Source organism: Piscinibacter lacus, assembly GCF_016735685.1.
Classification (GTDB): Bacteria; Pseudomonadota; Gammaproteobacteria; order Burkholderiales; family Burkholderiaceae_C; genus Aquariibacter; species Aquariibacter lacus.
In genome coordinates, this window is the sequence record NZ_JAERRA010000001.1 from 1,003,437 (window position 1) to 1,029,323 (window position 25,887).

A 25,887-nucleotide genomic window follows, 5' to 3' on the forward strand; every position below is an offset into this window, starting at 1 on the left:
CGGGGAGCGAAGGGGGCCAAGTCAGCGCGGCGCGGCATCCGCGGGGCGCTCAGTACACTGGCTGCATGAGTGTAATTCCCGGTCTTGCGAGCGCAGGGGGGGCCTGGCTGGCCACCGCCAGCCTAGTGGCGGTGCTGAGCTATGCCGCCGCCGTGCTGCGCCCGCGGCCGGGCTGGGGCGGACCGGCCCTGCTCACCGCCTGGCTGGCCCAAGCCGTGGCCCTGCTGGTCCATGCCCTGGGCCTGGGCCTGAGCGATCCGGGCATGCGCTTCGGCTTTGCGCCGGCCCTGTCGCTCACCGTCTGGCTGGTGATCGCCGTCTATGCGGTCGAAAGCCGGGTGCTGCCACTGCCCGGTTTGCGGCGCGGCCTGGCCGGCCTGGGCGTGCTGAGCGTGCTGCTGGCCTGGGTCATTCCGGGCGATCTGCGGCCCGGCCTGTCCTCGCCCTGGGCGCCCTTGCACTGGCTGACCGGCATGGTGGCCTACAGCCTGTTCGCGATCGCGGTGCTGCACGGCATGCTCACCCGCCGCGCCGAGCGGGCCTTGCGCAGCCACGCCCGCCCCGCCAGCGTGGGCGGCCTGCCGCTGCTGCGGCTGGAGAAGCTGACCTTCCATTTCGTCGCGGCCGGCTTCGCGCTGCTGACGCTGACCCTGCTCTTCGGCGTGGCCTTCACCGACTGGCGCTGGGACCACAAGACCATCTTCTCGATGCTGGCCTGGGCGGTCTTCGCCGGCCTGCTGCTTGGCCGCCACACCCTCGGCTGGCGCGGCCGTGTCGCGCTGCGCTGGTTGCACGGCGGCGCGCTGCTGCTGCTGCTGGCCTATGCCGGCTCGCGCTTCGTGTCCGAGGTGCTGCTGGGCCGCGTCGGCGGCGCCTGAGGACCGCCGGCCATGGGTGTCTTCCTGCGGGTCCTGCTGGTCGTCGGCGCGGTGCTGCTGGTGATCAAGCTGCTGAAGTCGCGGCGCAAGCCGCCTGAGCCGCCGCCGCCGGCCCCGGCCGCCCGCCCGGCGGTGAAGTCGCCGGCCGAGATCGTCGCCTGCGCCCACTGCGCCCTGCGCCTGCCGCAGGCCGAGGCGGTTCAGGCCGGGGACGGCCGCTATTTCTGCGGCGAGGCCCACCGCCGTGCGGCCGAGCAGCGCCTCGACTGAGGCGGCCGGGCCCCCGACCGGGGTCGATGCCTCGCGCTTCGACCGCGAGGTCTGGCGCGAAGGCCTGCCACCCGATTCGGGCTTCCTCGGCCGCCAAGCGCGCCGCATCGCCACCGGCGAGGGCAGCGGCTTCGAGCGGCTCTACCGCACCTTCGTCGCAGCGCGCGCCCTGCTCGGCCTCACCCTGCTGCTGACCGGCCTGCTGGCCACCGAGTTCGCCGGCGCCGATCCGCGCATCCTGGGTCTCTGCCTGGCCCATGCCCTGCTGGCCTGCGCGGTCTGGCTGCTGCCGGTGCGCTGGACCGGCCCCATGCTCGACCGCGGCGTGCGCCTGCGCCACCGCGCCTGGCTGGCCACCCTGGGCGTGGACTTGCTGCTCTTCGGCGCCCTGCATGCCGTGGCCGGGGCCAGCCTGAACAGCGCCGCCCTGCTGGTGCTGCCGGCCTTGATGGCGGGTGTGCTGACGCCGCGCCGCCATGCCCTGGCGGTGGCCGCCGCCGCCTCGCTGATGCTGCTGGCCGAGGCCTTGCTGCGCGGCGGCGCCGAGCCGCTGATCGCCCTGAGTCGCGCCGGCCTGGCCGGCGGCGGGCTCTTCCTCGTCACCCTGCTCGTGCACGAAATGGCCGGCCGCCTGGCGCGCGAGGAGCGCACCGCCCGCAGCGGCCTGGAGCTGGCCCGCCAGCAGGCCGAGCTGAACCGCATGGTGATCGAGGAGCTGGAGGTCGGCGTGCTGGTGCTCGACCCGCGCGGCCGCCTGCGCAGCGCCAACCCGGTCGCCCGCAAGCTGCTGCCCGAGTTGCCCGAGTTGCACGGCAGCGCCACCGAGCTGCCGCCGCGCCTGGCCCGGGCCCTGGAGGCTGCCCGCCACGAGGGCCCCTGGCCCGAGGCCGGCCGCGACCTGCTGCCCGCCGAGGGCGAGCCCGGCCCGGCCCTGCGCCTGCGCCTGCGGCCCAGCCGCAGCGGCCACCAGTTGCTGCTTCTGGAGGATCTGCGCGCCGTGCAGTCCCGGCTGCGCGACGAGGGCCTGGCCGCGATGGGCCGCGTCACCGCCGGCATCGCCCACGAGATCCGCAACCCGCTGGCCGCGATCACCCAGGCCAATGCCCTGCTGGCCGAGGATCCGCCGCCCGGCCAGCGGGTGCGCCTGATCGGCATGATTGCCGACCATGCCGCGCGGCTGCGGCGCATCGTCGACGATGTGATGGAAGTGGCTGTCGTGCCGCCGACCGCGCCGCCGCCGCTGGAGGCCCGCGCCGCCTGCGCGGCCATTGCGCAGGACTGGCTGCAGCAGCAGCGCCTGCCGGCTGCGCCCGAGGGGCCGCTGCGGATCAGCCTGCCGGCGGGCCCGCTCTGGCTGCGCTTCGATGCCGAGCACCTGCGCCGCGTGCTGATCAACCTGCTCGACAACGCCCTGCGCCACAGCCGCCACGAGGCCGGCTCGCTCTGGCTGCAACTTCGCGAGGCGGACGCTGGCTGGGCCGAGCTGAGCCTGGCCAGCGACGGGCCGCCGATCACCCCCGAGGTGCAGGCCCATCTCTTCGAGCCCTTCCACTCCACCCGCAGCCGCGGCACCGGGCTCGGCCTGTACATTTGCCGCGAGCTTTGCGGCCGCTATGGCGCCCGCATCGACTACCAGGGCCGCCCCGCGACAGAGCGGCATCCCAAGGTCTTCCGCCTGCTGCTGCGCCGCCTGCCCCAGGCCCCGTCCAGCGCGGCGGCCCCGCCCGAAGCGCGTACCTGACGCCGTCCATGAGCGAGCCCGCCGGCCCCGCCGCCCCGCGCCACCGCCTGCTGGTCGTCGACGACGAGCCGGACCTGCTCACCCTCTACGAGCTGACCCTGCTGCGCGAGGGCCACGACATCGAGACCGCCCGCTCGCTGGAGGAAGCCCGCGAGCGCCTGGCCGCCGCCCGCTTCGACGTGCTGATCACCGACCTGCGCCTGCCCGACGGCAGCGGCCTGGAGCTGCTGCACGAGCTGGAGCGCGCCGGCGACCGGACCGAGAAGAGCATCGTCGTCACCGCCTACGGCTCGGCCGCGCATGCGGTGGAGGCGCTCAAGGCCGGTGCCTTCGACTACCTGACCAAGCCCGTCGACCTGCGCCAGTTCCGTACCGTCGTGGCCTCGGCCCTCGGGCGCGCCCCGGCCGGCGCCGCCCCGTTGACGCGCCCTGCGGCCGCGCCGGCCCGGCCTGCCGAACGCCTGCCCGCCGCGCTGCCGGCGGCTGCGCCCGGCCCGGCGGTCGGCCTGCCGCAGACCGCCTTCGAGCGCCTGCTCGGCCGCTCGCCCGCGATGCGCGCGGTGCGCGAGCGCATCGAGCGCGTGGCCCGCAGCATGGCGCCGGTGCTGGTGCAGGGCGAGTCCGGCACCGGCAAGGAGCTGGTCGCGCGGGCCATCCACGAGCGTTCCTCGCGCGGCGCCGGGCCCTTTGTCGCGATCAACTGCGGCGCCATCCCCGAGGCCCTGATCGAGGCCGAGCTCTTCGGCCACCGCAAGGGCGCCTTCACGGGGGCGCAGGAGGACCGGCCCGGCGTCTTCCAGGCCGCGCAGGGCGGCACGCTCTTTCTCGACGAGATTGGCGAGCTGCCGCTGCCCATGCAGACCCGCCTGCTGCGCGCGGTGCAGGAACGCGCGGTGCGGCCGGTCGGCGCCACCGCCGAGCTGCCGGTCGACGTGCGCCTGCTCAGCGCCACCCATCGCGACCTGGCCGCCGAGGTCGCCGCCGGCCGCTTCCGCCAGGACCTGTACTACCGGCTGAACGTGATCGAGATCCCCCTGCCGCCGCTGCGCGAGCGCCGCGAGGACTTGCCCCTGCTGGTCGAGGCCGTGCTGCAGCGCCTGGCCGCCGAAGCCGGCACCCCCCCGGCCGCGCTGGCGCCCGAGGCCCTGGCCGCCCTGGCCGTTCAGCCGCTGCCGGGCAATGTGCGCGAGCTGGAAAACCGCCTGCACCGCGCCCTGGCCCTGAGCCACGGCGGTCCCCTGGGGCCGGACGACCTGGACCTGCCGCCGGCCCCCGCCGGCGCGGGTGCGGCCGGGGAGCTTGCCGGGCTGGCGCTGCGCGCCGGCCTCGCCGTCGATGCGGACGGCTCGCTCCACTCGCCCACGCCTCCCGCACCGCCCGTATCGCCTGTCGCCCCGCCGCCGCCCACGCCCGAGCAAGTCGCCGCCACCTTCGCCGTCCTGCTGCAGGATCCGGTGCGCCTGCCCGAACGCCTGGAGCCCTGGCTCGACGGCATCGAGCGCCTGCTGCTGGTGCGGGCGCTGGAACTGCACCACGGCAACCGCACGGCAGCCGGCGCCCGCCTGGGCCTGACGCTGCGGCAGATGCGCTACCGCATGGCCCGGCTCGGCATCCTGCGGCCCGAGGACGGGGGCGAGCCCGGCGAGCCGCCGCGCCCCGGGGCGGCGTCGTGAGCGGCCCGCGCCTGGTCGAGGGCTGGTGGTCGGCAGCGGCCCGACGGCCCTCGCCGCACTGGAATGCCCGGCCGCCTGGCGCGGCCATCGAGCTGGCCCTGATCCACTCGATTAGCCTGCCGGCCGGCGTCTATGGCGGGGATGCGATCGAGCGCCTGTTCGCCGGCACGCTGGACCCGGCCGCGCACCCCAGCTTCGAGCCGCTGCGCGGGCTGGAGGTGTCCGCCCACGTCCTGCTGCGGCGCGACGGCAGCCTGCTGCAGTTCGTGCCCCTGCATGAGCGTGCCTGGCATGCCGGCCGCTCCGTCTGGCGCGGTCGGCCGAATGTGAACGATGTCTCGGTCGGCATCGAGCTGGAGGGCCTGGAGGGCCTGGCCTTCGAGCCGGCCCAGTACGCTGCCCTGGCCGGCCTGCTGCGCGGCCTGGCGCGGGCCCTGCCGCTGCGCGAAGTCGTCGGTCACCAGCATGTGGCGCCGGTGCGCAAGGGCGATCCGGGGCCGGGCTTCGACTGGTTGCTGCTGCAGGGTCTGCTCGGTCCGAGCCTTCCGTGTTTACCCGCAATCTGGCCGGCGGGCGAGCTCCCGCCCGCCGGGCCGCCGAAGGCCTGAAGCCAGCGTTCATGCGGCCTGGCGGCCTGGAATCGGCCGCCAAGCCAGCATCCATGCGGCTTCATGGGCCCGGGGCCGCAGCCGGCGTGGCCTGGCCCGCAGGGGCCGGCCCGCGCGGCTTGCCGGGGTGGCGACTTGTGGCGGTCACAAACCACATATAGCGTGGTTGTGCGGGCTGGGGGCGCTAGCTATAGTGGGCTGCATGCTATCCTGCGCCGTATGTTCCCGGCACCCGGCGTCGACTTCGCCGCTTGCGGGGGCCCTTGTTCTTGCGGGTCCTGCGCCCTCTGGCCGGTCCCGCTGCCCGTCTGGCGATCGCCCCCGAGCGGCCGGTCCCCCCACCCCCAAGCTGCTGCGTGCTCGCCCGGGCTGCCTGCCCCGGTGAGGTCGCGGCGTCGGGGCGTTTCACCCCTGTCGTCCCGGCCCTGCGCCGTCCCGACTCCATGAGGATCCTGCCCATGCAAACGAATCCCGCCCCCGCCGCCACCGGCGCCGCCCTGCCGGCCGCGATGCCCGCCGAGCGCAGCGCGCCCGGCTCGGCCTATGCCGGCTACCAGATCATCCGGCGCAATGGCGCGGTGGTCGCCTTCGAGCCGCACAAGATCGCCGTCGCGCTGATGAAGGCCTTCCTGGCCGTGCACGGCACCCAGGGCGCGGCTTCGGCCAGCGTGCGCCAGACGGTCGACGGCCTGACCGAGATGGTCGTGCGCGCCCTGCTGCGTTCGCGTCCGAGCGGCGGCAGCTTCCACATCGAGGATGTGCAGGACCAGGTCGAACTCGGCCTGATGCGCGGCGGCCACCACGATGTGGCCCGCGCCTACGTGCTCTACCGCGAGCGACGCGCGCAAGAGCGCGCCAAGCAGGGCCAGGACCAGCCGCCGGCCGGCGCGCCCGTGCTGCATGTGATGGATGCCGGCCAGCGCCGCCCGCTGGACCTGGGCCGCCTACAAGCCCTGATCGTCACCGCCTGCGCCGGCCTGGGCCAGGAGGTGCAGGCCGAACCCATCTTCGACGAGACCCTGCGCAACCTCTACGACGGCGTGCCCATCGACGAGGTCTTCAAGGCCGCCATCCTGGCCGCCCGCACCCTGATCGAGAAGGATCCGGACTACAACCGCGTCACCGCCCGCCTGCTGATGCACACGATCCGCAAGGAGATCGTCGGCGAGGAGTTGGACCAGCACGCCATGGCCGACCGCTATCCGGAGGCCTTTGCCGAGTTCATCCGCCGCGGCATCGTCGCCGAGCTGCTCGACGAGCGCCTGGCCCAGTTCGACCTGGCCCGCCTCGGCGCCGCGCTCAAGCCCGAGCGCGACTTGCAGTTCGACTACCTCGGCCTGCAGACCCTCTACGACCGCTACTTCCTGCACGTCAGCAAGCGCCGCATCGAGCTGCCGCAGGCTTTCTTCATGCGCGTGGCCATGGGCCTGTCGCTTGGCGAGATCGACCGCGAGGCCCGCGCCATCGAGTTCTACGAGGTGCTCTCGTCCTTCGACTTCATGTCGAGCACGCCGACGCTGTTCAATGCCGGCACCCGCCGCAGCCAGCTCAGCAGCTGCTACCTGACCACGGTGGCCGACGACCTCGACGGCATCTACGAAGCCATCAAGGAGAACGCGCTGCTGAGCAAGTTCGCCGGCGGCCTGGGCAATGACTGGACCCCGGTGCGCGCGCTCGGCAGCCACATCAAGGGCACCAACGGCGAATCGCAGGGCGTCGTGCCCTTCCTCAAGGTCGTCAACGACACCGCGGTCGCGGTCAACCAGGGCGGCAAGCGCAAGGGCGCGGTCTGCGCCTACCTGGAGACCTGGCACCTCGACATCGAGGAGTTCCTGGAGCTGCGCAAGAACACCGGCGACGACCGCCGCCGCACCCACGACATGAACACCGCGAACTGGATTCCGGACCTGTTCATGCGCCGCGTGCTCGAAGGGGGCGACTGGACCCTGTTCAGCCCCAGCACCTGCCCCGACCTGCACGACAAGTTCGGCCATGCCTTCGAGCAGGCCTACACCGCCTACGAGGCCAAGACCCAGACGGGCGAGATCACGCTGTTCAAGCGCCTGCCGGCCAAGGACCTGTGGCGCAAGATGCTCTCGATGCTGTTCGAGACCGGCCATCCCTGGATCACCTTCAAGGACGCCTGCAACGTCCGCAGCCCGCAGCAGCATGTCGGCGTGGTGCACAGCTCCAACCTGTGCACCGAGATCACGCTCAACACCAACGATCGCGAGATCGCCGTCTGCAACCTCGGCTCGGTCAACCTCGCCCGTCACCTCAAGGACGGCCAGGTCGACCAGGCCAAGCTGAAGGCCACCGTGCGCACGGCCATGCGCATGCTCGACAACGTCATCGACATCAACTACTACGCCGTCAAGAAGGCCCGCGACAGCAACCTGCGCCACCGCCCGGTGGGCCTGGGCATCATGGGCTTCCAGGACGCGCTCTACCAGTTGCGCGTGCCCTATGCCTCGGCCGAGGCGGTGGAGTTCGCCGACCGTTCGATGGAAGCCGTCTGCTACCACGCCTACTGGGCCAGCACCGAGCTGGCCGAGGAGCGCGGCCGCTACAGCAGCTACCGCGGCTCGCTGTGGGATCGGGGCATCCTGCCGCTCGACTCGCTGCGGTTGCTGGCCGAGCAGCGTGGAGGCTATGTCGAAGTCGACACCTCGGTCGCGATGGACTGGGACGCGCTGCGTGCCCGCATCGCCGAGCACGGCATGCGAAACAGCAACTGCGTGGCGATCGCGCCGACGGCCACGATCAGCAACATCATCGGCGTGGATGCCTCGATCGAGCCGAGCTTCGGCAACCTCTCGGTCAAGTCCAACCTCTCGGGCGAGTTCACCGTCGTCAATGAATGGCTGGTGCGCGACCTCAAGGCCCTGGGCCTCTGGGACGATGTGATGGTCATGGACCTCAAGCACTTCCAGGGTTCGCTGCAGGCCATCGACCGCGTGCCCGAGGAGCTCAAGCAGCTCTATGCCACCGCCTTCGAGATCGAGCCGGTCTGGCTGGTCGAGGCCGCCTCGCGCCGCCAGAAGTGGATCGACCAGGCGCAGAGCCTGAACATCTACATGGCCGGTGCCTCGGGCAAGAAGCTCGACGAGACCTACAAGCTCGCCTGGCTGCGCGGCCTCAAGACCACCTACTACCTGCGCACCACCAGCGCCTCGCACATCGAGATGAGCACGGTGCAGCGGCGCCAGCTCAATGCCGTGTCCAACGCAGCGGCCCCGCTGGCCGTGGTGGCCCCGGCCACCGTCGGAGCGGCGAGCGAAGCCGCCACCGACATCAAGTTCTGCGCGATCGACGATCCGGGTTGCGAGGCCTGCCAGTGAGGCCTTGAAGCGGACATGCCCCGGTGCCGTGCGCGGACGACGGATCGGGGCCACATTTCAGTCTGAATGCGGCCGACATCGCTTGTTGTTTTGAAGGCCGCAAACCGATAATTCGAGAACAGGAAGTCCATCATGTTGGTCTGGGAAGACGACAAGCGATCCACCCCCGCCGCGAAGCCTTCGACGATGCCGCCCTCGCTGCGCGATGGCCTCGCCGCAACGGCACCGATGAGCCCCATGGTCCGCCCGCTGGATGCGGCCATCGACCGTGTCCTGGCCCCGCAAGCCTCGGCAAGCACCGGGGAATCGGCCCGCCGCGTGAACGTCGCCGACAAGCGCATCATCAACGGCCAGACCGACGTCAACCAGCTTGTGCCCTTCAAGTACAAGTGGGCCTGGGAGAAGTACCTCGCCACCTGCGCCAACCACTGGATGCCGCAGGAAGTGAACATGTCGCGCGACATCGCGACCTGGAAGGACCCCAAGGGCCTGACCGAGGACGAGCGCCGCATCGTCAAGCGCAACCTCGGCTTCTTCGTCACCGCCGACTCGCTGGCCGCCAACAACATTGTGCTGGGCACCTACCGCCACATCACGGCGCCCGAGTGCCGGCAGTTCCTGCTGCGCCAGGCCTTTGAAGAGGCGATCCACACCCACGCCTACCAGTACATCGTCGAGTCGCTGGGCCTGGACGAGTCCGAGATCTTCAACGCCTACAACGAAGTCCAGTCCATCCGCGACAAGGACGAGTTCCTGATCCCCTTCATCGAGGCGATCATGGATCCGAACTTCCATACCGGCACGCCCGAGAACGACCAGCGCCTGCTCAAGAGCCTGATCGTCTTCGCCTGCCTGATGGAGGGCCTGTTCTTCTACGTCGGCTTCACGCAGATCCTCGCGCTGGGCCGGCAGAACAAGATGACCGGCGCGGCCGAGCAGTACCAATACATCCTGCGCGACGAGTCCATGCACTGCAACTTCGGCATCGACTTGATCAACGCGATCAAGCTCGAGAACCCGCAGCTCTGGACGGCAGCCTTCAAGGACGAGATCCGCGCGCTCTTCCTCAAGGCCGTCGATCTCGAGTACCGCTACGCCGAGGACACCATGCCGCGCGGCGTGCTGGGCCTCAATGCCTCGATGTTCAAGGGCTACCTGCGCTACATCGCCAACCGTCGCGCCACCCAGATCGGCCTGGAGGAACTGTTCCCCAACGAGGACAACCCCTTCCCGTGGATGAGCGAGATGATCGACCTGAAGAAGGAGCGCAACTTCTTCGAGACCCGGGTCATCGAGTACCAGACCGGCGGCGCCCTGTCCTGGGATTGAGATCGAGAGACACACCACGGCAGGCCCCACCGAATTCCGAGCCGGACTCCGCCGAGTCCCAAACCGCCCGTCCGGCTCGCTTCCCCATTCGCTGCAACGGAGCGCCCCGGGCCGAGCCCGCGGGCAGAACACCGGACGGCGAGTCGCTGCGGCCCCCTCGTGCCGTGGATGTTTGACCACCTGATCAAGGAGATTTCCATGGCAACTGCGAAGAAGACGGCAACCAAGAAGGCAGCCCCGGCCGACAAGAAGGTCGCGGTGAAGAAGACCGCGGTCAAGTCGGCCGCGCCGGTGGCAAAGAAGGCCGCTGCGAAGAAGACGGCCGTCAAGTCGGCTGCGCCGGTGGCGAAGAAGGTTGCGGCCAAGAAGACCGCGGTCAAGTCCGCTGCGCCGGTGGCGAAGAAGGCTTCCGCCAAGAAGACGGCGGTCAAGTCCGCTGCGCCGGTGGCGAAGAAGGCTGTGGCCAAGAAGGCTGCGGCGAAGAAGACGGCGGTCAAGTCGGCCGCGCCGGTGGCGAAGAAGGCTGCGGCGAAGAAGACGGTGGTCAAGTCGGCCGCGCCGGTTGCCAAGAAGGCCGCGGCCAAGAAGCCCGCTGCGAAGAAGGCTGCCGCCAAGAAGACCGCGATCAAGAAGGCCGCGCCGGCCGCGAAGACCACGCTGAGCCCGCAGGCGGCCTGGCCCTTCCCGACCACGCCCAAGCCCTGAGCCTAGGCTGCGCGCTTCAGGCCGGCCCGGGCGGGCTGCCTGAAAAAAGCAAGACCCGGCGAGCCCTGCTCGACCGGGTCTTTTTCATGGGGCCCGGCAGGGCCCCGCAGGCTCGCTGCCTCAGGCCGTGAGCCCGAGGGCGGCCGGGTCGAGGCTGTGGTTCTGCGGGCCGGCGCAGGCGATTTTGATCGCACCGACGCGGTTGCCCAGTTCGACGCAGCGGACCAGGTCCCAGCCGCGCTCCAGGCCGTAGAGCAGCGCGCCGCGGAAGGCATCGCCGCAGCCGGTCGGGTCGATCACGGCCTCGGCCTTGACGCCCGGCACCAGGGTGCGCACGCCCTGCTGCCAGATCTCGCAGCCTTCGGCGCCCAGGGTGACGATGAGGCCGCGCAAGTGGCCGCACGACAGCGCTTCCAGGCTCAGGCCGACGCGGTCGCTCAGCATCTTGGCCTCGTAGTCGTTCACCGCGACCCAGCTCGCCTGGGCGATGAAGCGCTTGAGGTCTTCGCCGTCGAACATGGGCAGGCCCTGGCCCGGGTCGAAGATGAAGGGGATCTGCGCCTCGGCCAGTTGCTGGGCATGCTGGATCATCGCGTCGCGGCCGTCCGGCGCGACGATGGCCAGCGCGATGTCCCCGCGCTCGGCCGGCACCGCGATGCGGTGCGCGAAGTTCATCGCGCCCGGGTGGAAGGCGGTGATCTGGTTGTTGTCCTGGTCGGTGATGATGATGGCCTGGGCGGTGTAGCCCTCGCCCACCGTCAGCAGCAGGTCGGCCGGCACGCCCCAGCTTGCCATGCGCTCGCGGTAGCCGGCGCCGTCGGCCCCCAGGGCTGCCATCACCCGCGGCTGACCGCCGAGCTTGGCCAGGGTGTAGGCGATGTTGCCGGCGCATCCGCCGAACTCGCGCTTGAGCGTCGGCACCAGGAAGCTGACGTTCAGGATGTGGATCTGCTCGGGCAGGATCTGCTGCGCGAAACGACCGGGGAAGGTCGTGATGGTGTCGAAGGCGAGCGAGCCGCAGATGAGGGCAGACATGGGCGCGTGGGGGCGCGGGGCCCCGTTCAGGGTTGGGGGGCGATCAGCACGCTGAAGCCGCCGGGGCGGGCGCCGTCGGGCAGATCGAAATCGCGTTGCATGCTCAGGCGCTGGCCCGGCGCCAGGGTGGCCGGCAGCGGGGCCAGGCTGTCGCGCTGGCGCAGGTCCGAAGGTTGCAGCACGCGACGTGCCAGCACGCCGCCCAGGCTGTCGTTGAGCGTCAGTTCCAGGGCCGGCACCGGCCGCTCGACCTTGCCCTCGTTCAGCAGGTCGACGATCAGGCGCTGGCGGGTGCCGGTGCTCGCGCCCTCGATGGGCTGGAGCTGCGGCGGCGGGTCGAAGCTGAGGGTACCGCCCGCGGCGGCCGAGGCGCGGCTGGACTTGCCCGTGGCGCAGAACAGCACCGCGCAGACCCGGTCCATCGTCGGGGTCAGCGCGGGCAGGGCCGATTGCAGCGCCGGCCGGAAGGCCCCGGCGATCTGCAAGAGCAGCAGCAGGGCCAGGCCCGTCACGGCCATCCACAGGCTGCTGCGATCGGCCGGACCATCGAGCGGGCGGGCGGGCAGCGGCAGCGGCCGGGGCGGGGCCTGGCGGCGCAGCGCCGGTTCAGTCGCAGCCGCAGCGGGGGCGCCGGCTGCGGCACTGGCGGCCTCGGCAGCGCGCGCCCAGGCGGCTTCGACCTCGGGATCGGGGGTGTAGAGCGACTTCGGTCCGGGCGCCTCCGGATCGAGCCAGCGCGGCAGGCCGGCAGGCTCCGGCGGCACGGCGGGCAGGGGCTCGAGCGGCAGGTCAATCTCCGAGACGGGCGCAGGCGCAGCAGCCGGCTTGGGCGCCGGGATCTCCAGCGTCTGATCGTCGTCGTGGCCGAGCTGGGGCGTCCAGGCCACGGGCACCGGCGGCGGCACCTCATGGTCCAGGTCGAAGAGGCCGTCGAGCGCGTTGAAGACCTCGTGGCAGCGACCACAGCGCACCCAGCCCTCGGAGGGCTTGATCTGCTCCTGCGCAACGCGAAAAACCGTGCCGCAACTGCCGCAGCGGGTTGCCAGGCTGCTCATCGTCGATCGCTCCTTCGGGCGTGCATCAGGATCCAGCCGTCTTCTTCGTCGGCCACGCTCAGCGCGAGGCCATGGGCCGCATAGGCCGCTTGCAATTCCTCGGCCTGCCGGGCCAGGATGCCCGCGAGCACGAGCTGCCCCCCGGGCGCCAGATGGGCCGCCAGCAGCGGGGCCAGCAGCTTGAGCGGCGAGGCCAGGATGTTGGCCAGCACCAGCGGGTAGCGGCCGCAGCCGGGGCCGGCCACATCGGGCAGACCGGGTCGCACGCTGACCCCGTTGGCCTCGGCATTCTGCGCGGTCGAGATGACGGCGGCGGGATCGATGTCCACCGCCAGCGTCTCGCCCGCACCGAACTGCCGCGCAGCGATCGCCAGGATGCCCGAGCCGCAGCCGTAGTCCAGCACCGGCTGGCCCGCGAAGGCCTTGGCATGGGTGGCGATCCAGCGCAGGCACATGCGGGTGGTCGGATGGGTGCCGGTGCCGAAGGCCAGGCCGGGGTCCAGGCGCATCACGGTGCGCGCGGCCGGCGGGGCCTCATGCCAGGTCGGTACGATCCAGAAGTCCGCCGTGATCGGCACCGGCGCGAACTGCGACTGGGTCAGCCGCACCCAGTCCTCGTCCGGCACCTCGACGATGGCCTGCAACTCCACGCCCTGCGGATGCTCGGCCAGCAGCCGGGTGGCGGCCTGGGTGGCTTCGGCCGTGTCGCCGAACAGGGCCTTGAGCACCGAGCGCTGCCAGGCCGGCCGGGGGGCGGGCATGTCCGGCTCGCCGAACAGGGCCTGCTCGGCCTCGGTGTCGGCGTCGGCGTCCTCGACCGAGACGGACAGGGCGTCCAGATCCATCAGCGTGTCGCTGAGGGCCTCGACCTCGTCTTCCGCCGCGATCAGTCGCAACTCGACCATGGGGTGCCTTCGTTCAGCGCTTGTGCTGCTGCATCCACTCTTCGAGGTAGTGGATGCTGGTGCCGCCCTCGATGAATTTGGCATCGGCCATCAGCTCGCGGTGCAGCGGGATGTTGGTCGAGATGCCTTCGATGACGGTCTCATTGAGTGCCGTGCGCATGCGCGCCATGGCCTGCTCGCGGGTGTCGCCATAGGTGATGAGCTTGCCGATCATCGAGTCGTAGTTCGGCGGCACCACATAGTTGGTGTAGGCATGGCTGTCGACGCGCACGCCCGGGCCGCCCGGCGGGTGCCACATCGTGATGCGGCCCGGCGAGGGCGTGAACTTGAAGGGGTCCTCGGCATTTACCCGGCACTCGATGGCGTGGCCGCGCATCTCGATCTGGCGCTGGGTGAAGGGCAGGCGCTCGCCCGCGGCGATGCGGATCTGCTGCTGCACGATGTCGATGCCGGTCACCAGCTCGGTCACCGGATGCTCGACCTGCACCCGGGTGTTCATCTCGATGAAGTAGAACTCGCCGTTCTCGTAGAGGAACTCGAAGGTGCCGGCGCCGCGGTAGCCGATCTTCTTGCAGGCCTCGGCGCAGCGCGCGCCCACCTTCTCGATCAGCCGGCGCGGGATGCCCGGCGCCGGGGCTTCCTCGATCACCTTCTGGTGGCGGCGCTGCATGGAGCAGTCGCGCTCGCCCAGCCAGACCGCATTGCGGTGCTGGTCGGCCAGCACCTGGATCTCCACATGGCGTGGCTGCTCCAGGAACTTCTCCATGTAGACGGAGGGATTGTTGAAGGCCGCACCAGCCTCCGACCGCGTCATCTGCACGGCATTGAGCAGGGCCGCCTCGGTGTGGACCACCCGCATGCCCCGCCCGCCGCCGCCGCCGGAGGCCTTGATGATCACCGGGTAGCCCAGGGCGCGGGCCTGGCGCACGATCTCCTTCGGGTCGTCGGGCAGCGCGCCCTCGGCACCCGGCACCGTCGGCACGCCCGCGCGGACCATCGCGGCCTTGGCCGAGACCTTGTCTCCCATCAGGCGGATCGACTCGGGCGTCGGGCCGATGAAGGCGAAGCCGCTCTGCTCGACGCGCTCGGCGAAGTCGGCGTTCTCGCTGAGGAAGCCGTAGCCGGGGTGGATGGCCTCGGCATCGGTCACCTCGGCGGCCGAGATGATGGCGGGCATGCTCAGGTAGCTCTGCGCCGAGGCGGCCGGGCCGATGCAGACCGACTCGTCGGCCAGGCGCACGTACTTGGCATCGCGGTCGGCCTGGGAGTAGACGATGACCGCGCGGATGCCCATCTCGCGGCAGGCGCGCTGAATCCGCAGGGCGATCTCCCCGCGGTTGGCGATCAGGATTTTCTTGAACATGGGGTCCGGGAGGGCAGCGGGTCGGCGCCGCGCGCCGGAAGGGCGCACGGCGCGGGGACAGGACGGGGGTGGAAGCTCAGCCTGGGGGCCGGCCTCACTCGACGAGGAAGAGCGGCTGCCCGTACTCCACCGCCTGGCCGTTCTCGACCAGGATCTTGACGATCCGGCCGGAAAACTCGGCTTCGATCTCGTTCATGATCTTCATCGCCTCGATGATGCAGATCGGCTGGCCTTCCTTGATCTCGTCGCCGAGGTCCGACAGCGGCTTGCCGCCCGGGCTGGACGAGCGGTAGAAAGTGCCCACCATGGGCGAGGTGATCTTGCGGCCGGTCTCGACCGGCGCGGCCGGCGCCTCGACGGCGACCGGCGCGGCCACCGCCACCGGCGCGGCCACGGCCACCGGGGCCGCAAGCGGCGCCGGTGCGGCCACCGGTGCCGCCGCGACCGGGCTGGCCTTGACGATCCGTACCTTGCCGTCGGCCTCGGTGATCTCCAGCTCTGAGACGTTCGACTCGGACACCAGGTCGATCAGCGTTTTGAGTTTGCGCAGATCCATGTCGGGTTCACTCCAGCGTTTTGTGGTTTCGTGGGGCGCCAGGCCGCCGGCCCCTTGGGACCGGGCGCGGCTTCAGCGCGGCCGGGCGCCGCGTTCGAGCGCGGCGCTCAGGGCCAGCCGGTAGCCGGTGGCGCCAAGGCCGAGGATCACGCCCTCGGCGAGGTCTGAAAAATAGGAATGGTGCCGGAAGGGCTCCCGGCGGTGCACATTGGACAGGTGCACCTCGATGAAAGGGATGGCCACCCCCGCCAGGGCATCGCGGATCGCGACGCTGGTGTGGGTGTAGGCGCCGGGGTTGATCAGGATGAAGTCCACGCCCTCGGCGGCTGCGGCCTGCACCCGGTCGACCAGGGCCCCTTCGTGGTTGCTCTGGAAGCTCTGCAAGCGTGCGCCGGCCGCCCGGGCCTGCTCGGCCAGTCCGGCATCGATCTCCGCCAGCGTCGTGGCCCCGTAGACCGCCGGTTCACGGCGGCCGAGCAGGTTCAGATTGGGGCCGTGGAGGACGAGGATGTGCATGAGATCGTTGCGGATGGACGGAACTTGCCGCCCTTTGCCAGCGCGATTGTGCCAGCGAAGCCGCCAGCCACCGGGCCGGCCCGCCGCATCGGCGTGGGCGGGAATGTACGCGCAAACCCGCGCTTCGCAAGCGCCGGCCGCCCCGGTCCGCCCGCCGCCAGCCCGCCCGGGGCCCGCTTGTTCAGCGCCCCAGCGTGGCCGCCCAGCCCTTCAGTTCGGCCAGCGTGGTCTCGCCGAGCTTGCGCCGCACGATGCGGCCGCTGGCGTCGAAGAGCACGGTGAAGGGCAGGGCGCCCTGGGTGTTGCCCAGCTCGCGCGACATCTCCGTGCCCTCCAGCCCCGCCAGCGCCACCGGAAAGCCCAGCGGCTGGCGCGCCAGGAAGCCGCGCACCGGCGTCGGTGCGTCCACCGCCAGGCCGATCACGCCCCAGCCCTGCGGCCGCATGGCGGTGTGGAAGCGGTCGATCTCCGGCAGCTCCTTGATGCAGGGCGGGCACCAGGTCGCCCAGAAGTTCAGCAGCAGGGGCTGGCCGCGGAAGGTGGCGGTGCGCAGGGTGGCACCGTCGGGCTGAGGCAGCTCCAGCGTCCAGAAGCGCGCCTCGGCCTCGCCCAGGGCGGGGCCCTGCGCGCGCAGGAAGCTGAGGAGCCCGGCGCTGCCGGCGGCCAGCGCGGTCGCCGCGATCAGCAGGCGGCGGCGGCCGCTGCCGCTTGCAGGGGCTTCGGACAGGGGCGGGGTCGCGTTCATGGCGCCGCAGTGTCGATCAGCCGGCGCAGCGCCGCCGCGTCGCCGCGGTCTGCCCGGCCCTGGCGGTCGGGGATCAGCGCGCCGCGCACATCGTCGCGGTCCAGGATGTGCAGTTGCAGCCCGACCCGCTCGCCCAGCGCCGGGCAGGGCAGCAGCAGCCGCAGCACGTCGACCGGCGTGCCGCGCGGCCCCTTGTGCTGGCCCAGCTCGTAGCGCAGGCCCTGGTTCATCAGCTCGATCTCGCAGGCCTTGCCGTCCTCGCAGTACAGGGCGAGCTGGATGTCCGACTGCCGGGTGGCCGTGCCGCGCCAGACGGCGCCCAGCAGCATGGGCCGGAAGGCGGCCAGGCGCTCCATCCAGACCAGGGCCAGCGCCCGCAGCGCGGCCAGCTCGGCCGGCTGGGTGTCGGCATGGAAGATCGCCAGGTGCTCTTCCACCGCGGCTTCGATCTGCGCCTCGCTGGGCAGGCCGGCATGCTCGGCGCCCAGGCTGCGGGCGGCCTTGCGCTTGGCGCGGGCATGGTCGAGGTCTTCCTCGACGATGTAGCGCGCGGCCAGGGCGGCGATCGCGTCCAGGGCGTCGTCCATCAGGGGCTCCTCAGGGCAGCTCGACCGCGCCCATGCGCGCGGCGACGGTGGCGGCGCGGCCGGCCACATAGGGCGAGCTAGGCCGCTTCTCGAAGCGCTTGGGCGCCGGCAGCATCACCGCCAGCCGTGCGGCCTGGCCCGGGCCCAGGCGGTCGGCCGTGCTGCGAAAGTAATGGCCGGCGGCGGCCTCGGCGCCGAACACGCCTTCGCCCCATTCCACATGGTTCAGGTAGATCGCCAGGATGCGGCGCTTATCGAGCAGGGCTTCGAGCATCAGCGTCAGCACCGCCTCCTGCGCCTTGCGCGGCAGGGTGCGTTCGCCGCTCAGGAAGAGGTTCTTGGCGAGCTGCTGGGTGATGGTCGAGCCGCCGACAACCTTGGGCGGCCGGGCCGTCGCCTGGCTGGGCCGGCGGGCCTCGGCCCGGGCCTGCGCACGCTGGTTGCGTTCCCAGGCCTTCTCGATCGCGTCCCAGTCGATGCCGTCGTGCTGAACGAAGCTCGCGTCCTCGGCGGCGATCACCGCGCGCTTGAGGTGCACGCTGATCTCGTCCGCATCGCGCCAGCTCTGGCGCCAGGGCAGCTCGCCGCGGGTCGACAGCAGGCGCCAGGCCTCGCTGCGCTGGAAGGCGGTGGAGGCCGGGTCGATCCAGGCCATGGCCGCGATCCGCAGCGCGAACACGAGCTGCAGCATCAGCCCCGCCAGCAGCAGCAGGCCGGCCAGGCGCAGCAGCGCGCGCGGCGGGCGCCAGCGGATCGTCCTCATGCCGCGTCCACACGCGCCCGCAGCACTTGCAGCACCGGGGCAGTGAGCGGCCGTTGACCGCGCCACAGCAGGAAGGCCTCGGCCGCCTGCTCGACCAGCATGCCCAGGCCGTCGCGGCCCTGCGCGCCGTGGGCGGCGGCCCAGTCCAGGAAGGGCCGGGCGGCCGGGCCGTACATCATGTCCAGGGCCAGCGCGCCGGGCCGCAGCACGCTGGCGGCCACCGGCACCGCCGCGCCGGCCAGGCTGGCGGCGCTGCCGTTGAGCACCAGGTCATGGCCCTGGCCGCAGTCGTCCAGCGGCGCGGCCTGCAGGCTCACGCCGTGGGCGGCGGCCCAGTCGGCATGGCTTTCGACCAGGGCCTGGGCCTTGGCCACCGTGCGATTGGCCAGCACCAGGCGGGCCGGCCGGGTCTCGATCAGCGGGCCCAGCACGCCCGCGCTGGCGCCCCCGGCGCCGATCAGCAGCAGCGATCGGCCGGCCGGGTCGAAGCCCGCATTCATGCAGACATCGCGGACCAGGCCGATGCCGTCGGTGTTGTCGCCCAGCCAGCCGCCCGCGTCGAAGCGCAGGGTGTTGACCGCGCCGGCCCGCGCCGCGCGCGGCGTGGTCTGCGCGGCCAGGCGCAGGGCCTCGAACTTGAAGGGCACGGTGATGTTGCAGCCGCCGGCCGGGCCGGGCGCCGGGCCGGCTTCGGCCTCGCCGGGCTCGGCCGGGGCCTGCAGGCGGCCGGCGGCGAAGGCGCGCAGCGTGTCGGCGAAGGCCTCGGGCGCGCAGTCCAGCCGGCCGTAGCGCAGCGCCTCGCCGGTCTGCGCGGCAAAGGCCGCATGGATGAAGGGCGAGCGGCTGTGCGCAACCGGGTGGCCGATCACCGCATAGCGGCCGGGCGCGGCACTCACGCCGCAGCCTCCGGCGTCGGCGCCGGGGCCGGCTCCGCCTCGTCCAGGTCGATGGCCAGGGCGAGGTGGGTGGGCGCGGCATCCAGTTCCTCGCCAGCGTCCTCGCCGGCCTCGTCGGCGGCCGGGGCGGCTTCGGTGTCCAGGCGGGCGACCAGGCTGGCATGCAGCTCCAGGGTCAGCAGTTCGCTGCCGGTGATGCGCACCCGCACGCGGGCGCCGCGCGGCAGCGGCTCGCAGCCCAGGGCGCGGAAGACCAGGGGCAGGGTGTCGGCCCGCACCAGCCCGTCCTTGAGCACGGTCGCTTCAAGCTCGGTGATCCCGGCCTGCTCCAGGTGGCGCATCGTCCAGTAGCGTTCCAGCCCGTTCTGGAACTGGTTGTAGGCGGCATGCGCGGCCTCGAAGCCGCTGACGATGGCGAACAGCGCGGCATCCTTGGGCTTGAAGGGCGCTTGCAGCGGCGCCATCGTGCCGTGCCGCGCGGCGGCGACGATCTGCCACTGGTTCACCAGGTCCACATAGCGGCGCAGCGGCGAGGTCGCCCAGCTGTACTGCTTGACCCCCATGCCCGCATGCGGCGCCGGCTTGGTGCCCATGCGCACCTTGATGCCCGGCGCCAGGCTGGCCTGGCTGCGGTAGATGGCCGGCAGGCCCATCTCGGCCAGCCAGCCGCCCCAATGGCTGTTGGCCAGGATCATGGCCTCGGCGACGATCAGGTCCAGCGGCGCGCCGCGGCGCCGCTCGCCGATCAGCACCGTCTCGCTGCCGTCGGGCAGGTGCTCGGGGTCCGGCGCCTCGGCACCGGCCGGGATCAGCTTGAAGCTGTAGTCCGGCCGGTTGAAGTTCTCGGGCTTGCCGCGCACTTGCTCGCGCTGCGCCTTCAGGTGCCGGGCCAGGCGCCAGCCGAAGGCCAGCTCGGGACCGAAGGGCAGGCCCTCGGGCGGGCTGCCCGCCGCGGCGGCGTCCAGCGCGGCTTCGGTCACCACCGCGTCCAGCCGGTCGTGGCGCAGGTTGGCGGCGATCGGCACCTGTTCCACCCGGGTCTCGGCGCCCAGCAGCGTCAGCGTGGCCTCGTCGAAGCGGAAGTAGACCGAGACGGCCGCGCAGTCGCGGCCTTCCTGCAGGGTGCAGGCCGCGACCACCGCATCGGGCAGCATGGTGATCTTGTGCCCGGGCATGTAGACCGTCGACAGGCGCTGGCGCGCCACCGCGTCCAGCGCACCGTTCGGCGCGATCGCCAGCGCCGGCGCCGCGATGTGCACGCCGAAGGTGATGGTGCCGCTGCCCAGGCCCTGCACCGAGAGCGCATCGTCGATCTCGGTCGTCGAGGAATCGTCGATCGAGAAGGCCGCCACCGCCGCGCGCGGCAGCGTCTCGGCCAGGGGCTGCGGCTGCAGCTCGGCGGCGAAGCCCGTGCCCTTGGGGAAGTGCTCGAAGAGGAAGCGCTGCCAGTGGAACTGGTAGGGGCTGGCGATCGCCCCGGCGGCGGTCAGCAAGTCCAGCGGCGCGCGCTGCGCCTGCTTGGCCGCGGCGACCACGGCCTTGTACTCGGGGCCGTTCTTGTCGGGCTTGAAGAGGATGCGGAAGAGCTGCTCCTGCACCGGCGCCGGGCAGCGGCCGGCGACCAGCTCGGCCGTCCAGGCCTCGATCTGCGCGGCCTGCGCGGCCTTGCGCTCGATCGCGGCCAGGGCCTGCTGCAAGACCTCGGCCGGCGCCTTGCGGAAGCGGCCCTTGCCACGGCGGTGAAAGTAGTGCGGCGCTTCATAGAGCCGCATCAGCATGGCCGCGCGCTGCACGGCATCGGCCGTGGCGCCGAAGTACTCGGTGGCCAGGGCCTCGAAACCGAATTCCTCCTCGGGTGCGGTTTCCCAGACCAGGTCCAGGTCGATCTCGGCGGCCTGCGGCGGAGCGGCGGCCATCAGCTCGGCCGGCTGCGGCTTGGCAAAGCGCAGCAGCACGTTGGCGGTCTTGACCTTGACCCGTTTGCCGGAATCCAGCTCGACTTGCATCGAGCTGTCGGCTTCGGACATCACACGGCCGGCGAGGAATTTGCCGGCCTCATCGAATAGGGCGTAGTTCACCGCCCGGATTGTCCCATCCGGCCGCCCCCGGGCCGGCCGGGGCGGCGCCGGGCCGCCCAGGGCTTGTTCCCGTTGGATCGGCTTCACGGCTGCGGCATAGTCCAGCGACCTCGCCCCGGCTGCGGAGGTCGGACCCCGCCGTCCCCCCGCCTGCCAGAACCTTCTCCGCCCTTTGCCCATGCACACCCCTGCCCGCTGCCTCGCCCCGTCCCTGCTCGTCGCCATGCTGGCGCTGCCCGTTCTGGGCGCGGCGGCCCCGGTGGCCGTGGATGCGCAGTTCAAGCCGGCCGAAGCTGCACCGCGGGTCTTCAAGGTCGGCAGCGGCAGCGCGCTCAAGGGCCTGCAGAAAGTGGCCCTGACCCAGCTCGCGGTCGAGTTCCTGACTTACGACACCCAGTCGGCCAGCACCTCGCGCTTTGCCACCAGCAACGTGGCCCATGCCCACACCTATTTCCACCTGGGCGGGGTCGGCGAGACCCAGTTCCAGGCCCTGGCCGAGCGCGCCCAGGCCGCTGTGATCGACAGCTTGAAGGCGGCCGGCCTGGAGGTGCTGCCGCCGGCCGAGTTGCACGCCGCCCCCGGCTACCGCAAGCTGGCCGATGCCGGCCAGGCCCTGCCGATGCGCGAATCGGGCCGCGTCGTCGTCGGCCCCGCCGGCACCGCCGTTTATGGCCTGAATCGCGGGCAGATCACCGCGCCCACTGCCCAGCGCAGCAATGCCCTGGGCGCGCTCGGCAACTTGGCCAACATCGGCAGCGGCTTGGGCTCCATGTCGGCCATTCCGGATTCGATGGCGCTGCAGAAGGAGCTGGGCGTCAACGGCTTGATCGAGATCCACCTGCGCGTGCACTTCGTCGAGCTGACGAACGAGAACAAAGGCTTCTTCGGTCGCAACGACGCCGCGGTGGTCAGCGCGCGGGCCTATCCGGTGATCACCGCCACCCATGTCGGCATCCTGACCGGCACCACCTACGCCACGATGACGCTCAAGGACCCGCTGGTGCTTGACCCCGCGGTCTTCGTCGAGGTCAAGGAGCGGCCGACGACCACCGGCGAGGCGGCGGCCGGCGTGCTCGGTGCGGTGCTCAATGCGGCAGCGGCCCTGGCCGGCGGCACCACCAACGCCAGCAAGAGCGCCACCTACGATGCCATCGCCGACCCGGCGCGCTACGAGGAGGTCGTCGGCCAGGGCCTGAAGGCCGTGGCCGAGATGGTGGCGCTGCAGGTCCAGTCCAACCGCTGAGGCGGCGGGCGCCGACCCGGCCGGTACCGGGTCGGGTCGGGCTCAGACGGTCAGGCCGCCGCCCACCTCGATGACCGTGCCGTGGATGTAGCTGGCCTCGTCGCTGGCCAGGAAGGCATAGACGTTGGCGATCTCCTCCGGCTGACCCAGGCGGCGCAGCGGCACGTCGGCGCGCATGCTGTCGAGCACCTTCTCGGGCACGGTGGCGAGGATGGGCGTCTCGACGAAGCCCGGCGCCACGGCATTCACGCGCACGCCCTTGGGGCCCAGCTCGCGGCTCCAGGTCTTGGTGAAGCCGATCACGCCGAACTTGGCCGCCGCGTAATTGGTCTGGCCGAAGTTGCCGTAAAGGCCGACCACGCTGGAGGCATTGAGGATCACGCCCGAACCCTGGGCCACCATGGTGTCGGCCACGGCCTGCGCGCAGTGGAAGACGCCGCGCAGGTTCACGTCGATCACCGCGTCGAACTGGGCCAGCGTCATCTTCTGCAGCCGGGCGTCCTGGGTGATGCCGGCGTTGTTGACCAGCACGTCAATGCGCCCGAAGCGCGCCAGCACCGCCGCCACGGCGGCATCGACCTGGGCGCGGTCGGTCACGTTCACGCTGTGGCCCAGCACCTGCGAGGCGCTGCCGGCGGCCTGGGCCGCCGCCAGGCACTGGGCCACGGCGGCATCGACGGCCGCTGGCTTCAGGTCGGCCACGACCACATGGGCGCCCTCGCGGACGAATTTCAGCGCGGTGGCCAGGCCGATGCCCTGGGCGGCACCGGTGATGAGGCAGATCTTGTTCAGCAGTCGCATGGCAGGCAGGTCGGGGAGGCGTCCGGCGGGGCGGACGTCGTCGGGGAAGGGAAGGCCCGCCCCAGCCGGCGCTCGGCCTCAGGGCAGGCCCGGAGGGTCGCCATCGCCCCGGACGACGTCAAGCCCGAGGAAATGCTGCACCGCGGCGAACACCGTGTCGAAATCGCTCAGCGCATGGTCGCCGCCCTCGCCGATCCAGCAGCGCGCGCCGGCGCAGTGGGCCTGCATCTCGGCGGCGTCCAGCACCTCGTCGCCGGTGGCGATCACGGCCAGGGTCTGCGCGCCCGGCCGGCCGCGGGCCGCCTGCATGGCGGCCAGGTCGGCCACGTCGGCGGCGGTGAAGACGATCTGGGTCGCCGGGTCGTGCCAGGACGGGTGGCTGCCGATGTGGCGCGCCAGGTCGCGGGCCGGGTTCACGGCCGGATTCAGCAGCACCGCGCGGCAGCCGCGCTCCTGGGCGATCAGGTCGGCATAGAAGCCGCCCAAGGAGCTGCCGATCACCGCCATCGAGGCCGCAGGCCAGGCGGCGACGGCATCGCGCACCTGCCGCAGCGCCTGCGCCGGCGTGCCGGGCAACTGCGGGCAGGCCCAGACCAGCGGCCGGCCGGCGGCCTGGAGCGCCTGCACCCGCGCCGCCACCCGCTGCGCCTTGAAAGAGGCCGGCGAGGACCGGAAGCCATGCAGGTAGAGCAGGTGGGTGATCGCCGGGCCGGCCGCGCGCGGCGGTACTTCGGCCGGCCAGCGGGCGGGGCGCGGGGCGGACGCTTCGGCCGGGGCGGGCGAGGCGGACGCTGAGGCTGAGGCAGCCGAGGCGGAAGCTTCGGCTGGGGCGGGCGAGGCGGGGGGCTTCATCGGGGCTGCGTTTCAGCTTGCACTGCGGGAGGCCCGGGGCCCTCGGCGGCGCGAGGGGCGCCCGGGCCGGCCGCGAACGGCGCTTCACACCCTCTCAGGCTTCGGGCCGCGTCGCGATCCACAGGCCGACCGTGGCGCAGGCCAGCGGCGGCAGCACGGCCCAGGCGCCGCGCTCGCGCAGCATCCAGGCGCCCAGCAGGGCGCTGCTCAGCAGCAGGCCCAGGGCCAGGCGCTTGGCCGGCCGGGCGATGGCGCCGCGCTCGCGCCAGCGGCGCAGGTTGGGGCCCAGGCGGGGATGGTCCAGCAGCCACTGCTCCCAGACCGGGTTGGCCTTGGCGAAGCAGGCGGCGGCCAGCAGCACGAAGGGCGTGGTCGGCAGCAGGGGCAGCACCAGGCCGACGAGGCCCAGGGCCAGCGCGATCAGGCCGACGGCGAGCAGCAGGCCGCGCTTCATTGCAGCACCGGCGCGGCCGACCTGCGCTGCGCCCGGCCGGCCGGCCGGCCGCGCCGCTCAGGCCGCGCCATCGCGCGCCAGGGCCTGCAGCAGCAGGCCGTGGATGCCGCCGAAGCCGCCGTTGCTCATGCACAGCAGGTGGTCGCCGGGCCGTGCGGCGCGCGCGATGCGCTGCACCAGGCCCGGCACGTCGCCGACGACGAGGGCGCGATCGCCCAGCGGCGCCAGCGCCTCGGCCGCATCCCAGTCCAGGCCGCCGCTGTGGCAGAAGGCCAGGTCGGCTTCCTCCAGCGCCCAGGGCAGTTGGGATTTCATGGTGCCGAGCTTCATGGTGTTCGAGCGCGGCTCGAAGATGGCCAGGATGCGGGCCTCGCCGACCTTGCGGCGCAAGCCGTCCAGCGTGGTGCGGATGGCCGTGGGGTGGTGCGCGAAGTCGTCGTAGACGGCAATCTCGCCGCCGCCGCGCGGCACCGTGCCGCGCAGCTCCAGGCGGCGCTTCACGCTCTGGAAGCTGCCGAGCGCGGCGCAGGCCGCCTCGGGCGCCACACCGGCGGCCTCGGCCGCGGCGATGGCGGCCAGGGCATTGAGCTGGTTGTGCTCGCCCAGCAGGCCCCATTCGACCCGGCCGGTCTGGCGGCCCGAGCGCAGCACGTCGAAGGCATGCGGCTCGCCGCGGGCGCGCCAGCCGGGCGCGTCGCCGCGCACGCCGAAGCGCTGCACCTCGCTCCAGCAGCCGCGCGCCAGCACGCGCTCCAGTCCGGCTTCGCGCGCATTCACCACCAGCCGGCCGCTGGCGGGCACGGTACGCACCAGGTGGTGGAACTGGGTCTCGATGGCGGCCAGGTCCGGGAAGATGTCGGCGTGGTCGAACTCCAGGTTGTTCAGCACCGCGGTGCGCGGCCGGTAGTGCACGAACTTGCTGCGCTTGTCGAAGAAGGCGGTGTCGTACTCGTCGGCCTCGATCACGAAGGGCGTCTGCGGGCCGACCGTGCCCAGCCTGGCGGAGACGCCGAAGTTCTGCGGCACGCCGCCGACCAGGAAGCCAGGCGCCATGCCGGCCTGCTCCAGGATCCAGGCCAGCATCGAGGTGGTGGTGGTCTTGCCATGGGTGCCCGCCACGGCCATCACATGGCGGCCGGCCAGCACCTCTTCGGCCAGCCACTGCGGGCCGCTGGTGTAGCGGGCGCCGGCATCGAGGATGGCTTCCATCAGCGGGAAGGCCCCCGGCCGGGCGCGCGAGACCACATTGCCGATGACGAAGACATCGGGCTTCAGGTCGAGTTGCTCGGCGCCATAGCCCTCGATCAGGCCGATGCCCAGGGCACGGAGCTGTTCGCTCATCGGCGGGTAGACGCCGGCGTCGCAGCCGGTCACGCGGTGGCCGGCCTCGCGGGCCAGGGCGGCCAGGCCGCCCATGAAGCTGCCGCAGATGCCGAGGATGTGGAGATGCATGGTGCGAAAGATTCTAGGAGTCGGCCCCGTCCGGCCCGGCG

24 protein-coding genes are annotated in these 25,887 nt (G+C 72.1%); 9 read left to right on the forward strand and 15 right to left on the reverse strand.

The window, feature by feature from the left end:
- Nucleotides 1-65: 65 nt before the first annotated feature.
- From JI742_RS04610 to JI742_RS04645, 8 genes are all read left to right on the forward strand, one after another.
- Nucleotides 66-878, forward strand: a complete 813-nt coding sequence (locus tag JI742_RS04610; RefSeq protein ID WP_201824361.1) for a cytochrome C assembly family protein — start codon at nucleotides 66-68, stop codon at nucleotides 876-878.
- A 12-nt stretch (nucleotides 879-890) separates the two neighbouring features.
- Entirely contained in the window at nucleotides 891-1,148 is a 258-nt protein-coding gene (locus JI742_RS04615) for a PP0621 family protein (protein ID WP_201824363.1), read from the forward strand.
- Complete coding sequence (locus JI742_RS14120) at nucleotides 1,123-2,889, forward strand: sensor histidine kinase (RefSeq protein WP_201824365.1); 1,767 nt, start codon at nucleotides 1,123-1,125, stop codon at nucleotides 2,887-2,889. Before JI742_RS04615 ends, JI742_RS14120 begins: the two co-directional genes overlap by 26 nt.
- Nucleotides 2,890-2,897: 8 nt before the next feature.
- Nucleotides 2,898-4,562 (forward strand): sigma-54-dependent transcriptional regulator, encoded by a 1,665-nt coding sequence (locus tag JI742_RS04625; RefSeq protein ID WP_201824367.1) that lies wholly within the window; start codon nucleotides 2,898-2,900, stop codon nucleotides 4,560-4,562.
- Complete coding sequence (gene ampD, locus JI742_RS04630) at nucleotides 4,559-5,170, forward strand: 1,6-anhydro-N-acetylmuramyl-L-alanine amidase AmpD (protein ID WP_201824369.1); 612 nt, start codon at nucleotides 4,559-4,561, stop codon at nucleotides 5,168-5,170. Before JI742_RS04625 ends, ampD begins: the two co-directional genes overlap by 4 nt.
- A 458-nt stretch (nucleotides 5,171-5,628) precedes the next feature.
- Nucleotides 5,629-8,511, forward strand: coding sequence for a ribonucleoside-diphosphate reductase subunit alpha (locus JI742_RS04635; RefSeq protein WP_201824371.1), 2,883 nt, complete (start codon nucleotides 5,629-5,631; stop codon nucleotides 8,509-8,511).
- Nucleotides 8,512-8,643: 132 nt separating this feature from the next.
- Entirely contained in the window at nucleotides 8,644-9,840 is a 1,197-nt protein-coding gene (locus tag JI742_RS04640; protein ID WP_201824373.1) for a ribonucleotide-diphosphate reductase subunit beta, read from the forward strand.
- A gap of 198 nt (nucleotides 9,841-10,038) precedes the next feature.
- Nucleotides 10,039-10,545 carry a histone gene (locus tag JI742_RS04645; RefSeq protein ID WP_201824375.1) on the forward strand — a complete coding sequence of 169 codons (507 nt, stop codon included), beginning with the start codon at nucleotides 10,039-10,041 and terminating at the stop codon, nucleotides 10,543-10,545.
- 120 nt (nucleotides 10,546-10,665) lie between these two features.
- Here the strand turns inward: JI742_RS04645 and JI742_RS04650 are convergent, their stop codons facing one another.
- The 11 genes from JI742_RS04650 to JI742_RS04700 form a co-directional block, all read right to left on the reverse strand.
- The gene (locus JI742_RS04650; RefSeq protein WP_201824377.1) at nucleotides 10,666-11,580 is read right to left on the reverse strand and encodes a carbohydrate kinase family protein; all 915 of its coding nucleotides are present in this window, start codon (nucleotides 11,578-11,580) and stop codon (nucleotides 10,666-10,668) included.
- 26 nt (nucleotides 11,581-11,606) lie between these two features.
- On the reverse strand, nucleotides 11,607-12,635 hold the full coding sequence (locus JI742_RS13850) for a zinc-ribbon and DUF3426 domain-containing protein (RefSeq protein WP_236676783.1): 1,029 nt from the start codon (nucleotides 12,633-12,635) through the stop codon (nucleotides 11,607-11,609).
- Entirely contained in the window at nucleotides 12,632-13,540 is a 909-nt protein-coding gene (gene prmA / locus JI742_RS04660; RefSeq protein WP_201824379.1) for a 50S ribosomal protein L11 methyltransferase, read from the reverse strand. Before prmA ends, JI742_RS13850 begins: the two co-directional genes overlap by 4 nt.
- Before the next feature lie 13 nt (nucleotides 13,541-13,553).
- Nucleotides 13,554-14,903: an acetyl-CoA carboxylase biotin carboxylase subunit gene (accC, locus tag JI742_RS04665; protein WP_201824382.1), complete on the reverse strand. Its 1,350-nt coding sequence runs from the start codon at nucleotides 14,901-14,903 to the stop codon at nucleotides 13,554-13,556.
- Between the two features lie 94 nt (nucleotides 14,904-14,997).
- Nucleotides 14,998-15,459 carry an acetyl-CoA carboxylase biotin carboxyl carrier protein gene (gene accB / locus JI742_RS04670; RefSeq protein WP_201824384.1) on the reverse strand — a complete coding sequence of 154 codons (462 nt, stop codon included), beginning with the start codon at nucleotides 15,457-15,459 and terminating at the stop codon, nucleotides 14,998-15,000.
- Nucleotides 15,460-15,531: 72 nt separating this feature from the next.
- Nucleotides 15,532-15,975, reverse strand: a complete 444-nt coding sequence (aroQ, locus tag JI742_RS04675) for a type II 3-dehydroquinate dehydratase (RefSeq protein WP_201824386.1) — start codon at nucleotides 15,973-15,975, stop codon at nucleotides 15,532-15,534.
- 181 nt (nucleotides 15,976-16,156) lie between these two features.
- Nucleotides 16,157-16,720 (reverse strand): TlpA disulfide reductase family protein, encoded by a 564-nt coding sequence (locus JI742_RS04680; protein ID WP_201824388.1) that lies wholly within the window; start codon nucleotides 16,718-16,720, stop codon nucleotides 16,157-16,159.
- On the reverse strand, nucleotides 16,717-17,307 hold the full coding sequence (locus JI742_RS04685) for a hypothetical protein (RefSeq protein ID WP_201824390.1): 591 nt from the start codon (nucleotides 17,305-17,307) through the stop codon (nucleotides 16,717-16,719). Before JI742_RS04685 ends, JI742_RS04680 begins: the two co-directional genes overlap by 4 nt.
- Before the next feature lie 10 nt (nucleotides 17,308-17,317).
- A complete protein-coding gene (gene mtgA / locus JI742_RS04690) occupies nucleotides 17,318-18,136 on the reverse strand; it encodes a monofunctional biosynthetic peptidoglycan transglycosylase (protein ID WP_434057629.1) in 819 nt (272 codons plus the stop codon).
- Nucleotides 18,067-18,966 (reverse strand): shikimate dehydrogenase, encoded by a 900-nt coding sequence (aroE, locus tag JI742_RS04695; RefSeq protein ID WP_201824394.1) that lies wholly within the window; start codon nucleotides 18,964-18,966, stop codon nucleotides 18,067-18,069. The genes mtgA and aroE overlap by 70 nt, the downstream gene beginning before the upstream one ends.
- Nucleotides 18,963-20,993, reverse strand: coding sequence for a ribonuclease catalytic domain-containing protein (locus JI742_RS04700; protein WP_201826364.1), 2,031 nt, complete (start codon nucleotides 20,991-20,993; stop codon nucleotides 18,963-18,965). Before JI742_RS04700 ends, aroE begins: the two co-directional genes overlap by 4 nt.
- Nucleotides 20,994-21,222: 229 nt before the next feature.
- Here JI742_RS04700 and JI742_RS04705 point away from each other — a divergent pair, with 229 nt between their 5' ends.
- Nucleotides 21,223-22,287, forward strand: a complete 1,065-nt coding sequence (locus tag JI742_RS04705; RefSeq protein ID WP_201824396.1) for a hypothetical protein — start codon at nucleotides 21,223-21,225, stop codon at nucleotides 22,285-22,287.
- Between the two features lie 42 nt (nucleotides 22,288-22,329).
- Here the strand turns inward: JI742_RS04705 and fabG are convergent, their stop codons facing one another.
- The 4 genes from fabG to mpl form a co-directional block, all read right to left on the reverse strand.
- The gene (gene fabG / locus JI742_RS04710; RefSeq protein WP_201824398.1) at nucleotides 22,330-23,088 is read right to left on the reverse strand and encodes a 3-oxoacyl-ACP reductase FabG; all 759 of its coding nucleotides are present in this window, start codon (nucleotides 23,086-23,088) and stop codon (nucleotides 22,330-22,332) included.
- 78 nt (nucleotides 23,089-23,166) lie between these two features.
- The gene (locus JI742_RS04715; RefSeq protein WP_201824401.1) at nucleotides 23,167-23,940 is read right to left on the reverse strand and encodes a YqiA/YcfP family alpha/beta fold hydrolase; all 774 of its coding nucleotides are present in this window, start codon (nucleotides 23,938-23,940) and stop codon (nucleotides 23,167-23,169) included.
- Nucleotides 23,941-24,034: 94 nt separating this feature from the next.
- Nucleotides 24,035-24,394 carry a YbaN family protein gene (locus tag JI742_RS04720; protein ID WP_201824403.1) on the reverse strand — a complete coding sequence of 120 codons (360 nt, stop codon included), beginning with the start codon at nucleotides 24,392-24,394 and terminating at the stop codon, nucleotides 24,035-24,037.
- A gap of 57 nt (nucleotides 24,395-24,451) precedes the next feature.
- On the reverse strand, nucleotides 24,452-25,846 hold the full coding sequence (gene mpl, locus JI742_RS04725; protein ID WP_201824405.1) for a UDP-N-acetylmuramate:L-alanyl-gamma-D-glutamyl-meso-diaminopimelate ligase: 1,395 nt from the start codon (nucleotides 25,844-25,846) through the stop codon (nucleotides 24,452-24,454).
- Between the last annotated feature and the right edge of the window lie 41 nt (nucleotides 25,847-25,887).

What these genes read in the sequence shown, in the direction of transcription:
- JI742_RS04610 (WP_201824361.1), top strand. Translation starts at nt 66, where the DNA reads ATGAGTGTAATTCCCGGTCTTGCGAGCGCAGGGGGGGCCTGGCTGGCC.
- JI742_RS04615 (WP_201824363.1), top strand. Translation starts at nt 891, where the DNA reads ATGGGTGTCTTCCTGCGGGTCCTGCTGGTCGTCGGCGCGGTGCTGCTG.
- JI742_RS04625 (WP_201824367.1), top strand. Translation starts at nt 2,898, where the DNA reads ATGAGCGAGCCCGCCGGCCCCGCCGCCCCGCGCCACCGCCTGCTGGTC.
- JI742_RS04635 (WP_201824371.1), top strand. Translation starts at nt 5,629, where the DNA reads ATGCAAACGAATCCCGCCCCCGCCGCCACCGGCGCCGCCCTGCCGGCC.
- JI742_RS04640 (WP_201824373.1), top strand. Translation starts at nt 8,644, where the DNA reads ATGTTGGTCTGGGAAGACGACAAGCGATCCACCCCCGCCGCGAAGCCT.
- JI742_RS04645 (WP_201824375.1), top strand. Translation starts at nt 10,039, where the DNA reads ATGGCAACTGCGAAGAAGACGGCAACCAAGAAGGCAGCCCCGGCCGAC.
- JI742_RS04650 (WP_201824377.1), bottom strand. Translation starts at nt 11,580, where the DNA reads ATGTCTGCCCTCATCTGCGGCTCGCTCGCCTTCGACACCATCACGACC.
- JI742_RS13850 (WP_236676783.1), bottom strand. Translation starts at nt 12,635, where the DNA reads ATGAGCAGCCTGGCAACCCGCTGCGGCAGTTGCGGCACGGTTTTTCGC.
- prmA (WP_201824379.1), bottom strand. Translation starts at nt 13,540, where the DNA reads ATGGTCGAGTTGCGACTGATCGCGGCGGAAGACGAGGTCGAGGCCCTC.
- accC (WP_201824382.1), bottom strand. Translation starts at nt 14,903, where the DNA reads ATGTTCAAGAAAATCCTGATCGCCAACCGCGGGGAGATCGCCCTGCGG.
- accB (WP_201824384.1), bottom strand. Translation starts at nt 15,459, where the DNA reads ATGGATCTGCGCAAACTCAAAACGCTGATCGACCTGGTGTCCGAGTCG.
- aroQ (WP_201824386.1), bottom strand. Translation starts at nt 15,975, where the DNA reads ATGCACATCCTCGTCCTCCACGGCCCCAATCTGAACCTGCTCGGCCGC.
- JI742_RS04680 (WP_201824388.1), bottom strand. Translation starts at nt 16,720, where the DNA reads ATGAACGCGACCCCGCCCCTGTCCGAAGCCCCTGCAAGCGGCAGCGGC.
- JI742_RS04685 (WP_201824390.1), bottom strand. Translation starts at nt 17,307, where the DNA reads ATGGACGACGCCCTGGACGCGATCGCCGCCCTGGCCGCGCGCTACATC.
- JI742_RS04700 (WP_201826364.1), bottom strand. Translation starts at nt 20,993, where the DNA reads ATGTCCGAAGCCGACAGCTCGATGCAAGTCGAGCTGGATTCCGGCAAA.
- JI742_RS04705 (WP_201824396.1), top strand. Translation starts at nt 21,223, where the DNA reads ATGCACACCCCTGCCCGCTGCCTCGCCCCGTCCCTGCTCGTCGCCATG.
- fabG (WP_201824398.1), bottom strand. Translation starts at nt 23,088, where the DNA reads ATGCGACTGCTGAACAAGATCTGCCTCATCACCGGTGCCGCCCAGGGC.
- JI742_RS04715 (WP_201824401.1), bottom strand. Translation starts at nt 23,940, where the DNA reads ATGAAGCCCCCCGCCTCGCCCGCCCCAGCCGAAGCTTCCGCCTCGGCT.
- JI742_RS04720 (WP_201824403.1), bottom strand. Translation starts at nt 24,394, where the DNA reads ATGAAGCGCGGCCTGCTGCTCGCCGTCGGCCTGATCGCGCTGGCCCTG.
- mpl (WP_201824405.1), bottom strand. Translation starts at nt 25,846, where the DNA reads ATGCATCTCCACATCCTCGGCATCTGCGGCAGCTTCATGGGCGGCCTG.